The organism is Curtobacterium sp. 8I-2, assembly GCF_902506155.1.
Lineage (GTDB): Bacteria > Actinomycetota > Actinomycetes > Actinomycetales > Microbacteriaceae > Curtobacterium > Curtobacterium poinsettiae.
In genome coordinates this window covers 123,964-137,479 of sequence record NZ_LR732827.1, presented here as the reverse complement: position 1 = coordinate 137,479, position 13,516 = coordinate 123,964, and the positions used below count along the sequence as shown (strand labels likewise).

Genomic DNA, 13,516 nt, shown 5'->3' with positions numbered 1-13,516 from the left:
GTGCTGGTACTCACGCGGAAGGTCGGCGAGCGGATCCTCGTCGGCGACGACATCGTCATCACGGTGCTCGACTCCCGGGGCGACGGCGTCCGGATCGGCATCGACGCCCCGCGCGGCGTGAAGATCCAGCGGGAAGAGGTCGTGCGTGCGGTCGCCGAGGCGAACGCCGAGGCCGCTGCCGCCGGCGACGACGCCGAGGCGCAGCTGCGCGCGGCACTCGGGGCACGTGGCGGGGCTGCCGCGCACGGCCCGGCCTCGTCCGCACCGTCCGACTCCGCGCCGGCCGACTCCTAGTCGTCCGGAGCAGCCACGCCCGTCATGGGCGCGGCTGCTCGTCCGTCACGGACGGGGTTTCTTCTCCTGCTCCGGCAGGCGGCCGGCCGCGGCCTCGGCGGCGAACCAGGCACGAGCCTCGTCCTGTCGGGCCTGCTCGGCACCGAGCGCGATCGGCGCACGGACGTGACCGGGCTCGTAGCCGAAGGTCTCGAGCAGCTGCGGCACGATCGGACGCACCCGGGCGACGAGCCGGTCGACGTACGCCGACACCGCACGGGCACGCTGCGCCGACAGCCGGCCGTGCAGCAGGTACCAGTCCAGGTGCTGCTCGAGCAGGCCGAGCGCGAACAGGTCCCGCAGCCAGACGAGCACGCGGCGGGTGTCGCCCTCGGTCACCTCGTCGAGCGCCTCGGTGAAGGCGTCCCACTGCATGAGTTCGGCGTGGGCCTTGGACGCCTCGATGAGCTCGTGCTGCGAGCGGTTGAGCAGTCTGGCCGCGCGGGCGCGGTCCTTGCCGGCCGACGCCAGGCGCATCCCGATCTCGGCGACCATGGTGTCGACCCGACCGGCGAGCAGTTCGCGCTGCGTCCGGGGGTCCTGCAGGTCGGCGACGCTCGCGGCCAGCGAGCCGCGGTCGGCCACGGTCTGGCCGAGCCGACGGATGCCCGACGCGTCGGCGAGCTTCGACGCGGCGACGGCCGCCACGAACTTCGCGGTGGACGCCGGGTCCTTCGGGGCCTTCGCGCGGAACTCGGTGAGCAGGCGCTTGCCGACGAGCTGCAGCAGCACGGTGTTGTCGCCCTCGAACGTCACGTAGACGTCGAGGTCGGCGCGGAGCCCGGTCAGACGGTTCTCGGCGAGGAACCCGGCACCGCCGCAGGCCTCACGGGCTTCCTGCAGGGTGTCGAGCGCCGACCAGGTCGACATCGACTTGAACGCGGCCGCCTGGGTCTCCAGGTCCTCGCGTCGCTCCGGGGTGTCCTTCCGCCCGCTGAAGACGTCGTCGAAGGTGCGCAGGAGCTTCTCGTGCGCGAACGACTGCGCGAACACCGTCGCCAGGCGCGGGATCAGACGACGCTGGTGTCGGCCGTAGTCGAGCAGGACGCCCTCGGTGCCGTTGCCGGTCGGGAACTGGCGGCGCTGCATCGCGTAGGTCAGGGCGATCTGCAGCGCGATCTTCTGCGCGACGACCGCGGCGCCGTCGAGCGACACCCGTCCCTGCACCAGGGTGCCGAGCATCGTGAAGAACCGGCGGCCGGGCGAGGCGATCGGTGACGAGTAAGTACCGTCCGCGGCGACGTCGCCGTAGCGGTTCAGCAGGTTCGTGCGGGGGACCCGGACGTGATCGAACGCGAGCCGGCCGTTGTCGATGCCGTTCAGGCCGCCCTTCGGCCCGTCGTCCTCACCGCTCACACCGGGCAGGAACGCCCCCTCGGCGTCGCGGAGCGGCACGTAGAACGCGTGCACGCCGTGGTCGACACCCGCGGTCACGAGCTTCGCGAACACGACGGCGGCGTGCCCGTGCAGGGCCGCGTTGCCGATGTAGTCCTTCCACGCGCCACGGAACGGCGTGTGGATCTCGAACTCCTGGGTCGCGGGGTCGTAGGTGGCGGTCGTGGCGATGCTCTGGACGTCCGAGCCGTGGCCGGTCTCGGTCATCGCGAAGCAGCCGGGGACCTCGAACGAGACGATGCCCGGCAGGAATTCACGGTGGTTCGCCTCGGTGCCCAGGTGGTGCACGGCGGAGCCGAACAGCCCCCACTGCACCCCGGCCTTGATCTGCATCGACGGGTCGGCGACGACGAGTTCCTCGAACGCCGCGATGTTGCCGCCGTGGTTGTCCTGGCCGCCGAACTCGGCGGGGTAGGGGCGCTGGATGGCACCGGCGTCGACCAGGGTGCGGAGCTGCTCGAGTACGCGTGCCCGGTGCTCGGGGATCGGCTGGCCCTCGATCTTCTGCATCGCGGGGTCGAGCGCCAGGCGGCGGGAGATCCGGCGGTCCTCGGCCCAGCGTCCGAGCAGGAGCTCCTGCACCAGTTCGACGTCGATGTGGACATCGGTGTCGGTGCCGGCGGTCGGGGTGCCCGCTGCCGGGTCGCCGGCGGCGTCGGCGTTCGGCGCGGCGTGCTGCGCGGCGTTCTTCGCGTCGACGTCCGGCGCGGTGTCGCTGCCGCTGGCGGGGGTGGTGCGCTGGGCGGGTGCGGTGTCGACCATGGGCGGAGTCCTCCTGAACTGCGGTGTCCGTGTTGCACCGTCCACGCTAGACACCCCTGCCGACAGTGGCGGGAACGCCGTGCGGGCCGCACAACCCCGTGTCGTCGGTGCCGTCACGGCGTCGTGGGAACCCTCCAAAGAAATGAGGGGTGTTCGACGATTGGGCGCGCCCGGCCGCCCGGGGGCAGACTTGCCGCCATGTCACGTACCACCCCCGCGGACCGCGAAGCCCGTCCCGGGCGCACCTTCTTCGGGCAACCGTTCGAGCTGTCGACACCGTTCGCGGTGGAACTCTGGGAGCGGTTCTCGTTCTACGGGATGCAGGGCATCGTCCTCATCTACATGTACTACTCCCTGACGCAGGGCGGTCTGGGGATCGACAAGGGCATCGCCACCGGCATCATGGGTGCCTACGGCGGCGCGGTCTACCTGTTCACGATCATCGGGGCGTGGATCGCCGACCGGCTGATCGGCGCGGACCGCACGCTGTTCGGCAGCGCGATCGTCGTGATGCTCGGGCACATCGCCCTCGCGCTCATCCCCGGGGTGGCCGGGGTCGGGGTCGGCCTCGTCCTGATCGCGCTCGGCTCCGGCGGACTCAAGGCCACCGCCACCACGATCGTAGGCGGTCTGTACAGCCGCGAGGACCCCCGACGCGACGCCGGCTTCTCGCTCTACTACCTCGGCGTGAACCTCGGCGCGTTCTTCGGGCCGCTGCTCACCGGGCTGCTGCAGAGCTCGCTCGGCTTCCACTGGGGCTTCGGCCTGGCCGCGGTCGGCATGGCCGCCGGCCTGGTGCAGTACGCGATCCGGCGGAGGAAGCTGCCCGAGGTGGTCCGGCACGTCGCCAACCCCGTCGACCGTCGCCGGCTGCCCCTGATCGGTGCGGGCGTCATCGTCGCACTCGTCGTCATCGTCATCGCCGTGCTGACCGGCCTGCTGAACGTCGGCAACCTGCCCACCGTCGTCGTGGTCGTCGTCGTGCTGGCCACCATCGGGTACTTCGTCGTCATCCTGTCGAGCGGCATCACCCGCGACGAGCGGTCGCGCGTCTTCGCGTTCATCCCGCTGTTCATCGGCAGCGCCGTGTTCTGGTCGCTGTACCAGCAGCAGTTCACCGTCGTGACGGTCTACTCGGACCAGCGGCTCGACCGCTCCCTGTTCGGGTGGGAGATGCCGGTGTCGTGGGTGCAGTCGATCAACCCGATCTTCATCATCGTGCTGTCCGGGGTCTTCGCGGCCCTGTGGACGAAGCTCGGCGACCGCCAGCCGTCCACCCCGACGAAGTTCGCGCTCGGCACCGGGATCATGGGGCTCGCGTTCCTGCTGTTCCTGCCGTTCGTCGGCTCGGGCGAGAACGGCACGCCGCTGCTCGCACTCGTCGGCATCCTGCTGGTGTTCACCCTCGCCGAACTGCTGCTCTCGCCCGTCGGTCAGTCCGTCGCCACGAAGCTCGCGCCGCCGAAGTTCCAGACCCAGATGGTCGCGCTGTTCTTCCTGTCGGTGTCGCTCGGCACCGCCGTCACCGGGGTGCTGTCCCGGTACTACGACCCGTCGAACGAAGCCCCGTACTTCACGATCCTCGGCCTGGTCGCCGTCGCGGTGGGCGTGGTCCTGCTGATCCTGGCCAAGCCAGTGCTGCGGCTCATGCGCGGCATCCGGTAACCTGAGCGCAGCCACACGCCGAAGCAACCAAGGAGTCACCACCCATGCTCGAACTCATCGCAGGGATCATCATCGGCGTCGGCGTCCTCGGCGGCGTCGGGTGCTGCATGGCCGTCGCAGCCATGATGAAGAGCGGCTCCGAAGAGTACTGAGTCCCTGACCCGGACTACTCGCCGCTGTCGGTCGTGACCGGCACCAGCTGACGACTCAGGACGGTCGCGCGCTCGAAGGGGCCGCGGCCGTCCTTCGTGTACACGGGCTCCTCGAACGCGACAGTCCACGTGCGCTGTGTCCCGCCGATCTGGCTCCCACCGGGAGCCACGATCACCCCGATCGGCTCGTCGGCCCACTGCTCGCCACCCTTATCGGTATCGATGACCTGCACGAGGGCACCGATGCCGAGACCGGCAGCGTCGTCGGGGCGGGGACTGGGGGAGCGGCGGCGTCCGAACACGCCATCACCGTAGCGTCGGGCGGTCAAGGAACGTCTGTGCGGCGCCTGCCGACACGCTGACGGCCCCGCTGCCGGGTGGTCGGGACACCCCGCCGTGCGTGCGACGAGCGGTCGCAGACCGTCGGCGACGCGGCCTCCATCCGACGGTTTGTGACCAGCGCGCGAAGGTGAGCGGGGTGTTGTGACCTGCCCACCAGCGGCCGGGAGGTGCGTGGCGGGCCCGCGCCGCGCCTCCAGACCGTCATCGTGGCCCCAGGACACCCCGCCGGGTGGTCAGGACACCCCGTCGGCATCGCGGCGATTGGTCACCAACTGTCGGCGACGCGGCCTCCATCCGACGGTTTGTGACCAGCGCGCGAAGGTGAGCGGGGTGTTGCGACCTGCGGGACGACGGCCGGGAGGCGCGTGGCGGGCCCGCCCCGCGCCTCCAGACCGTCATCGTGACCCCAGGACACCCCGCCGGGTGGTCAGGACACCCCGTCGGCATCGCGTCGGGTGGTCACGAAGTGTCGGCGGTGGCGCAGCGAGGCGTCACTTCGTGACCAGCGCGCGAAGGTGAGCGGGGTGTTGCGACCGGCGGGACGACGGTCGGGAGGCGCGTGGCGGGCCCGCGCCGCGCCTCCGGGCCACTGTTGGGCGCGTCCAGAGCGCGGCCCGGGTGGTCAGGACACCCCGCCTGGAGCGCGTCGGCCGGTCACGAAGTGTCGGCTGCGGCGCCGCCAGGCGACGGTTCGTGACCACTCGGCCAACCTGAGCAGGGTGTTGCGACCACCCCGCGACCAGCCCGCGACCAGTCCGCGACCACCCCCGCCCGCGTCAGACGGCGACCGGCTCCACCCGGGCGATCTCGGTGACGGAGGAGTGGCCCGTCTCGGGGTGCTTCCGCATCGACAGGAGCCGCTCCATCGACGGTTCGAGCGCCGTGACCTTGTCGAGCGGCGCGCTCACGACGAGCTGGAACCCGAGCCGGAGCCACGCGGTGACGGCACGGCCGGCGAACTCCGAGTCCGCCTTGATGAACGCCTCGTCGAGGAACACCGGCGCGAACCGGGGCCGGGGACGGGTCTCGTCACCGAGCTGGTAGCGCAGCGCGGCGCCGACGATGAACGCCACGAGCTCCTGCGTCTCACCACCGGACTTGTCACCGAGCGACGAGTACACGCCGAGGTCGTTGCCGTCGGTGTCGTACCGGACCGCCGTGATCTCCATGTGCCGCCGGACGTCGAGCACCGCGTCGCGCTGGGTGGTGCGGCCACGGGCGGCGTCCGGGTCGGGCCGGATGACGGCCATGAAGCGCCGGAGCCGTCGGAACCGGGTCTCGAGCACGTCGTCGGTCAGCTCGGTGTCGACCGAGGCGGACAGGGCGCGGAGCTCGCGGCGGAACGCGGTGACGTCCTCGCGAGTGACCCGGCGGATCTGGATCTTCAGGCGGTCCCGGTTCGCGCCGAACGGCAGCTCCCGCAGGATCTCGTTGACCGGCTCGAGGCGCTCCTCGATCTCGACGACGGCGCGGTCGAAGGCGCCGGCGAGCGGGACGAGGTCCTCGCCGCTCCACTGCGACAGCCGTCGACGCCATTCGCTCCGACGCGCGTGCAGGCCGGTCGCCACGATCTGTTCGAGGATCGCGTGGTAATCGGGGTACGACGCGACGCCGGTGCCGAGGTTCGGGTCGGGCCAGGCATCCTGGTACCGCTGGAACGTCAGCGTCAACGAGGTCGAGGCTGCCGCAGCGCCGTCGAGGGCCTGGGAGAGCCGCTCCTCGAGCCGGCGCTTCAGCCGTCGGGTGGCGTCGTCGAACCCGTCGACGCCGTCCGGTGCACCGATCTCCTCGAAGGTCTCCTCGAGCAGGCGGGCCTGCTGGTCGTCCGGCAGCGAACCGGGCGAGGACTCGAAGCGCTCCAGGATCTCGGCTGCGGCATCCTGGCCGTCGACGAGCACCGCGTGGCGCTCCTCGAGCCGCTGCACGGAAAGCCGTGCGGCGGAGCGACGGTCGGCCGCCTCGTCCAGCGACTTGCGCAGCCGGGCGACCGAGGCCCGGAGCGTCCGGAGACCGTCGTCGGCGGCGAGCAGTGCCTGCCGTTCCTCGTCGAGCCGGGCGAGGGAGGCGCCCAACCCGTCGACGTCGATCGCGGCCCACGTGGCGTCGACCACGTGCTGGTGGGCGGCGCGGAGCACGTCGAGCGCGGTGAGGTCCTGTGCGACGTCGGTGCGGCGTGCCTCGAGCGTCGCGAGGTCCTCGGCGATCGAGGCGAGCTCCTGCTCGACCGCGGCGACGCGGGCCTCGTTCGTGAACCCGATGACGTTCGACTGCCGGCGGTCACCGTGCGCGCCACGACGGCCGTCGCGCAGCTGCCCGGACTCGGTGACCCGGCGGCCACCACCGCCCAGGTCCGATGCCGAGGTGACACAGCGGGCATCGGTGCGGTCCGACTCGATCCGCTCGCGCACCCACGTGCTGAACGGCGACGGCTTGATCGCGAGCTTGCCGGAGACCATGGCCGGGTCGCCGTCGAGGTCCAGGTGCGGGCCGGTCGGCACACCCTCGAACTGCACGCGGACGGGCAGGCGAAGTGCGTCGATCGCCTCGCTGAAGTCGCCGAGGCGGTCCTGGTCGACGAGCAGCGTGCGGGCGACGGGCGCCAGGACGGACTCGATGGCCGTGCGCCAGCGCTCCTCGCCGGGCAGCACGTCGAGCAGTTCCGCCACGAAGGGCAGCTCGGCCGGGTCGATGCCGGCGGCACGCGCCATCGCGAGCCGGGCCTCGTGCATCGGCAGCGGCATGGCGCCCTGCCGGTGCTCGAGCGACTGGCGCTCCTGCCGCAGGGACCGTTCGCGGTCGAGGAGCGGGTACTCCTCGCGGGTCAGGGCGTCGCGCCGCTCATCGAGCGCGGTGCGGGCGTCGGCGTACGACCCGAGGAACTCGTGCGAGCTGCGCTGCGCGGCAGTGAAGTCGGCCTCGGTCGCGACGGACGTGCCCAGCACGGCGGTCCGTTCGTCGAACGTCGCCCGGGTCCGGACGACCCCGTCGCGCTCCCGGGTGAGCCGCTCGATGCGGTCCTCGAGCTGGGCGAGCGCGTTGCCGCCCTGGTCGCGGAGTCGGGCCTCGGCGTCGCGCAGCTCGATCTCGACGGCGGCGTGCCGGGCTTCAGCCGCGGCCACCTCGGCGCGCGATGCCGTGCGCTCGCGAGCGTTGCGCGACACCTCGGCGTCGAGCAGGTCACGCTTCCGCGAGGCCGTCCAGTGCGCGAACGGCGACACCTCGGCACCGGTGGCGATGCCGTCCAGGGCCGCTGCGGCCTCGGTCGCGCGCGAGATCTCGTCGTGCAGGTCGGTGATGGGGGAGAGGATGCGGACCTTGCGCTCCTCGGTGTCCATCGCCTCGTACGCCTCGTCGAGGGCGGAGAAGTGCGCGAGCGCCCGGTCGGCCGCCTCGTACGTGCCGGGGGTCTCGAGCACGAGCGACTTGTACAGCGCGTCGACCGTCGGCAGGTGCTGGCCGGCCTGGATCCGCGCGAGCAGGCGCATCGCCCGGTTGCCGCCACCGGAGTCACCGATGCCGAGCCGCGTCTGCAGCGTGTACGCGAGCTCCTGGTAGGTGTCGCGGATGACGAGTCCCGGCACGCGGCCGGTCAGCTCGAGGTGGTGGAACCGCGCCGGCACGAACTCCTCGAGCCGGCGCAGGTCGAAGGTGTCGTCGACCGTCGCCATGGTCATCTGGATGTCACCGACCCCGCGGGCACGCTTCGGCACGATGTACGCGCGCAGCACCGTGAAGCGTCGCTCGTCGTCGTTCCGGAACGTGACCGCCGCCGCGCCCCACGTGGTCTGGTCGTCGCCGCGCAGGTTCACGTCGCGCAGGCTGCCGGTCTCCGGGTCGCGCCGGGTGTCGACCTTGCCGCGCAGGTACGTGAGCAGGTTGCGCTGGTCGGCGCTGCGGGCGCGGCCGGTGGTGGCGTCGTTCGAGGCGCCGTTGAACGGCACGTCGGACGGCATCATCACGGCCAGGTAGGCGTCCATCAGCGTGGACTTGCCGGTGCCCGAGGCACCGGAGATGAGCGTCGCCGTGCCGGACAGTTCGACCTGCCGGTGGCCGTGGAACCCACCCCAGTTGACGACCTGCATCGACTCGGCGCGCCACTGCGCGACCGTGTCGAAGAGCGCCGGGATCTCGAACGTGTCGGTCACGCTTCCGTCTCGCCTTCGTCCTCGGTGTCGGTCTCGGCTTCGCCGTCTGCCGGGAGGCCCGGGTCGTCCCCGTCGGTCCGCTCGCCGCCCGGGGCGGTCGCCTCGTCCTGCGCGGTGGTGGTCCGCAACCAGGCGTCCAGTTCGAGCAGGCGCTCCAGGGGGAGCAGCACCTCGACGACGCTCGCCACCCGGAAGCGGTCCGGGTCTGACGTGCGGATCAGGATGCGCGCCGTCACGAGCCGCTCGATCGCCTTCGCGACCCGGCCCTCGTCGCGGGTGCGGTCCGTCGCGGTCGCCGGACGGAAGCCCGCCACGTGCCCGAGGATCTCGGAGCGGTCGACGACGACCTGGTCCGGGCCCGGTCGGGCGTCGGCGCGCAGACGCATCCGCAGGTAGACGAGGACGATCGTCTCCTCGCGGGTGTACGGCAGGTCGCGGAGCAGGGTCGGGAACGTGCGGCGCTGGCTCTCCGAGCGGGCCTGGCGCTTCCAGGCGACCTCGCGGTCACGGTCGACGTGCAGCTCGAGGAACAGGTCGTTCAGGCGCGACCGCAGCTGGTACTCGGCGTCGAGCACGGCACGCCACTCGTCGGGGTGCGTGCGGGAGCTGACGTACGAGTGCCGGAGCATCGCCACCAGGGCGCGCCGCTGGTGCTCGTCGAGCCGGCCCTCGTCGCCCTCGAAGAGGGCGAAGCTGGACTCGTCACGCTCGTCGTCCTGCATCACGGATGCGGGGTCGTCGTAGGGGACCGTGTCGTCGACCGGTGCCGGCGTCGTGTCGCTCACCGTGCCTCCTGTGCGTTCTCGTCGTGTGCGTCGCCGACCGGAGTGCGCTCGTCGTCGAGCGCAGCGGTGGGCATCTGGAAGGTGATCGCGGTGCCGTCGGGACGCACCGTCCGGTGCTCGGCGACGTGGGCGGCCGACTCGAAGTCCTCGTGCCCCGTCAGCAGGTGCGCGAGGCCGAACAGCTCGACCGGCCGGCGCTGCTCGGGTGGCAGCCCGTGGAACGCGTCGACGCTGGAGTCGGCCTCGGCGAAGCGCAGCGCCGCGCGCAGCTCGGTCAGCAGCGGCCCGCCGTGCTTGCGGAGCATCTCGACGTCGAGGTCCTCGAAGACGTCGTCGTCGGGCTCCTCGATCGGCGGCGGTACGGACTCGGCGTCCGGATCGTAGAAGCGCTCGCGCAGCGTGCCGACCTCGGCGGCCTCAGGCAGGAGCGGCAGCGGGATCCGGTCACGCGCGCCGCCCTGGTCCATCAGGGTGGCGAGGCCGCGGTTGATCGAGCGGAGCACGGCGTCGAGCTCGCGGTCGCGCACCACGTCGTGGGCGACGATCTGGTCGCGGAGCGTGGCGGTGAGCTGACGGCGCTGGGCGAGGACGTCCTCGATGCCCTGGCGCAGGATCGTCACGGTGTTGCGGAAGGCCCGACGCTCGCTAGCTCCGAGGCCCTGCGCGAACGGGTGCGCCAGGATCGTCGCGATGTCATCGCGGAGCCGCAGGAGCAGTGCGTCGTCGCGCAGCAGTTCGAAGGCGCCCTCGAAGGCACGGCCCTCGGGTGTTGCCTCCATCAGGTTGTCGGTGCGGGCCAGGTAGTCGTCGAGGATCTCGCCGATCGGGCGGACCTCTTGCCGGAAGTCTTCGACGATCGAGCGGTGCATCGTCGCGACCGCCTCTTCCACGCGCTTGAAGTCGCTCGGGAGCTGCCGGATCAGGTCGGAGATGTTGGTGTACCCGTCGCGCATCCGGTCGTCGTCCACCGCCACGACGTCGTCACCGTGCTCCAGGCGTGCACGCTCGGACTGCAGCTCGGCGATCTGGGCGTCGATCCGTCGGATCTGCACGTCGGGGTCCGGCTCGGCACGGGCGGCCCACCGGTGCACCGCGTCGACGATCATCGCCAGCCGGCTCTCGCTGATCAGGGCGCGGTCGGCCGACAGGGCGTCGACGAGGCTCAGCGCTTCGAGCGCGTGGCTCGTCAGGGAGTACTGCTCGTCGCCGTCGGGGGAGTTCGAGCGGACGAGCCACTGGGCGCCGACCCACTCGCGGCACAGGGCGCGGCCGTTCGGGCGGGCCTCCTGCTCACCGTCGGACTGTTCGGTGTCGGCTTGTCTACTGGCCGTCGGCACCGCCTGGTCGCTGGCGGGCACGCGGGCACCCGCTGCCTGCAGGCGCGCGACGTGCTCCTCGACCTGCAGGTGCATGCGGTCGGCGGGGACGTACTGCACGTCGCGGTCGAAGACCGTGCGGAACACGGCGAGGACCGTGGCGCTGGTCGGCCGGGACATGAGCCGCAGGGTCGGACGGTCGAGGACCGCTCGGACCCGGGCGAACTCGAGGTCGACGTCGGTCATGCGCCCCTTCGTCCGATCGTGCTGGTGGTCTGGCCCGCGTGCTGCGGCCTGATGAGATGACAAGAGCCCGACGCTGCTGCGTCGGGCTCTTGTCAGTGGTGTTCGTGTTGCTGTGTGGGCGATACCAGACTCGAACTGATGACCTCTTCGGTGTGAACGAAGCGCGCTACCAACTGCGCCAATCGCCCCCTGCACTGTTCGTGCGGATCGATACTAGCGGAAGTCCGGCGACGCATCGAACACATCGCGCGGCCCGGGTGTGGCGCGCTGTCCGCAGGGGGCGCCGAACCGCCCCGATCCGCATGAACTCGGGGGACACGCCCGGTGAACGGGAAGGATTTTGGTGGAAGTGCCCCGGTGCGTATAGAGTTTACGTCGTCGCCGCGACAGCGGAACGACAAGTGCGGATGTGGCGCAGTGGTAGCGCATCACCTTGCCAAGGTGAGGGTCGCGAGTTCGAATCTCGTCATCCGCTCGAGTGTGGGTCTTCTCGAAGGCCCGCGACTCACCAGAGGGTATCCCACCGTTCGGGTACTCACGGAGACGTGAACCTCGATGGTGGGGTGGCCGAGAGGCTAGGCAGCGGCCTGCAAAGCCGTCCACGCGGGTTCGAATCCCGTCCCCACCTCCAGATCCACCCTCCAAGACCTTGATGGACTCCGGTCCACGCAGGGACTTGGGCGATTGGCGCAGCGGTAGCGCGCTTCCCTGACACGGAAGAGGTCACTGGTTCGATCCCAGTATCGCCCACCACCACGGAGCCCCCGGCAGGACCACCAGGTCCGGTCGGGGGCTTTCTTCGTTCCAAGGGTGGCCGGATGGGCCGGTCCGCGGACCCGGCACGGATCCGGCGACGGCGACCCCGTCGGCGGTCTTCGCTGCATCGGTCCGACTCGAGCTGTTGTGCTCGTGTCGGCCCGTTGCTTCCCGACATCTGATCAGCGACTGCGTGGGTGGACCGCTCGAGTGGGGTGGGCAGGCGACCACCGGCATGGCGGTAGCGTGGAGGGACAGCACTCTCGGGGGAGCAGCATGAGCACGTACCGTCCACACCGACACCGTCCGTCCGCGGGTGTCCTCACCGGTGCAGACGCCGCCGCATCGTTCGTCGGCGTGGCAGTCTCCGCCGTCGTCTCGCGTCACACGCTCGGTCCCCGCCGTTGACAGCGGATCTGCCGCCGGACGTCATCATCGACACCAGCGCTGCTGCTGCGGTGCGCACCCCGCCGGGCCTGCGGGTGTTCGGCGCCGTGTACACACTCGTGTACACCTTCGGCGTCATCGCCTACATCGCCCTCTCCGTGTACTACGACGCGTTCGACTACCGCAGTCAGAGCGAGTCGTCCCTCCTCGCGGCCGTGTGGGTGCTCCCGTTCCCCATCGTCGCGCACCTGCTCCATTTCGTCCTGTACCGGAGCGGCCGCCAGCGCCGGCAGGCGATCGCTCGGCGAACCGCAACCCGGATCGTCTCCGAGGCAACTGGCGCCGGGTACCCACTCCTGGACGCCTGGCAGGTCGAGCGGATGCTCCTGGCGGAGGACAACGGCCCTGCCCCGTACACCGGGACAGGGAAGGAGCCCTACCAGTCCCTCCTGCGATGGGACCTCCCCACCGACGACCCGTCCTTCGTCGTCGCCGCCATCCGCAGCGGCACGCCGGAGAGCATCCGCCTCAGCGCCGCGTCGTCGTCGACCCGGAGTCACGACGCTGTCGCAGTACGTCGAACCCGAGCCGGTGTTCGGCTCCTCGGCGCGTACCGGTCGGACCTCACCGCACCGTTGGTGTCCTCACGACTCGGCGGGCAGCCCAGCGTTCCCGACGGCTTCGACTGGCCGACGTGCGCTGAACACCACGAGCCGATGCAGTTCACCGCGCAGCTCGAGCACGACGGCAGCCTCATCCTCGTCTTCATCTGCCAGGCAGACCCGGGCTCCTGCCCGTCCTGGGACCCGGACGCCGGGTGCAACGCTGCCATCGTCGTCGGTGGACGCGACCTGCACCCGGCCGGACGGCCGGCATCATCGTCCGGCACCGCCGTGATGGCCGGTGCACCGTGGCTCCTCGGCGTGCACCAGGCAGCCGCGGACGACTACTCCGACGCGTTGGCCGAGGCGCGCGCCGACGGTGTCACCGTCGCCGGCCAGTGGGGCGGGAGACCGGCGTGGATCCAGAACGACGAGACTCCGGACGGATACCGGTTCGTCGCGATGCTCGACGAGGACCCCCTCGGCGTGAACTTCGGCGGCGGATCCGCGTACGTCTTCGCCGACGGCCACGGTCACGCGAAGGTCCTCACGCAGACGTAGACCGCAAACCGCAAGATTCCGCTCCGGTCGACCGTCTCGAGCCAGCGTCACCGGCCTGCCGGTGCAGGA

General features: G+C 71.2%; 8 protein-coding genes and 4 tRNA genes. 6 read left to right on the top strand and 6 right to left on the bottom strand.

What is annotated here, in order from left to right:
* Entirely contained in the window at positions 1-294 is a 294-nt protein-coding gene (csrA, locus tag BOSE127_RS04360; RefSeq protein WP_159556326.1) for a carbon storage regulator CsrA, read from the top strand.
* 45 nt (positions 295-339) lie between these two features.
* On the opposite strand, the gene BOSE127_RS04355 is transcribed toward csrA, so the two are convergent.
* Positions 340-2,490, bottom strand: coding sequence for an acyl-CoA dehydrogenase family protein (locus BOSE127_RS04355; RefSeq protein WP_159556324.1), 2,151 nt, complete (start codon positions 2,488-2,490; stop codon positions 340-342).
* 198 nt (positions 2,491-2,688) lie between these two features.
* Between BOSE127_RS04355 and BOSE127_RS04350 the strand changes: the two genes are divergently transcribed.
* Complete coding sequence (locus tag BOSE127_RS04350; protein WP_017887427.1) at positions 2,689-4,155, top strand: peptide MFS transporter; 1,467 nt, start codon at positions 2,689-2,691, stop codon at positions 4,153-4,155.
* 166 nt (positions 4,156-4,321) lie between these two features.
* On the opposite strand, the gene BOSE127_RS04345 is transcribed toward BOSE127_RS04350, so the two are convergent.
* The 5 genes from BOSE127_RS04345 to BOSE127_RS04325 all read right to left on the bottom strand — a co-directional run bounded on the left by BOSE127_RS04345 (position 4,322) and on the right by BOSE127_RS04325 (position 11,329).
* A complete protein-coding gene (locus BOSE127_RS04345) occupies positions 4,322-4,609 on the bottom strand; it encodes a hypothetical protein (RefSeq protein WP_017887425.1) in 288 nt (95 codons plus the stop codon).
* Between the two features lie 816 nt (positions 4,610-5,425).
* The gene (locus BOSE127_RS04340) at positions 5,426-8,794 is read right to left on the bottom strand and encodes an ATP-binding protein (RefSeq protein WP_159556322.1); all 3,369 of its coding nucleotides are present in this window, start codon (positions 8,792-8,794) and stop codon (positions 5,426-5,428) included.
* Positions 8,791-9,579 (bottom strand): DUF4194 domain-containing protein, encoded by a 789-nt coding sequence (locus BOSE127_RS04335; RefSeq protein ID WP_159556320.1) that lies wholly within the window; start codon positions 9,577-9,579, stop codon positions 8,791-8,793. The genes BOSE127_RS04340 and BOSE127_RS04335 overlap by 4 nt, the downstream gene beginning before the upstream one ends.
* Positions 9,576-11,141 (bottom strand): DUF3375 family protein, encoded by a 1,566-nt coding sequence (locus BOSE127_RS04330; protein ID WP_159556318.1) that lies wholly within the window; start codon positions 11,139-11,141, stop codon positions 9,576-9,578. Before BOSE127_RS04330 ends, BOSE127_RS04335 begins: the two co-directional genes overlap by 4 nt.
* Before the next feature lie 115 nt (positions 11,142-11,256).
* A tRNA-Val gene (locus BOSE127_RS04325) sits at positions 11,257-11,329 on the bottom strand.
* A gap of 215 nt (positions 11,330-11,544) precedes the next feature.
* Here BOSE127_RS04325 and BOSE127_RS04320 point away from each other — a divergent pair.
* The 4 genes from BOSE127_RS04320 (at position 11,545) to BOSE127_RS04305 (ending at position 13,447) form a co-directional block, all read left to right on the top strand.
* Positions 11,545-11,616, top strand: a tRNA-Gly gene (locus tag BOSE127_RS04320).
* An 82-nt stretch (positions 11,617-11,698) separates the two neighbouring features.
* Positions 11,699-11,772, top strand: a tRNA-Cys gene (locus BOSE127_RS04315).
* 47 nt (positions 11,773-11,819) lie between these two features.
* Positions 11,820-11,894, top strand: a tRNA-Val gene (locus BOSE127_RS04310).
* A 407-nt stretch (positions 11,895-12,301) separates the two neighbouring features.
* The gene (locus BOSE127_RS04305; protein WP_140448040.1) at positions 12,302-13,447 is read left to right on the top strand and encodes a DUF1963 domain-containing protein; all 1,146 of its coding nucleotides are present in this window, start codon (positions 12,302-12,304) and stop codon (positions 13,445-13,447) included.
* Positions 13,448-13,516 lie beyond the last annotated feature (69 nt).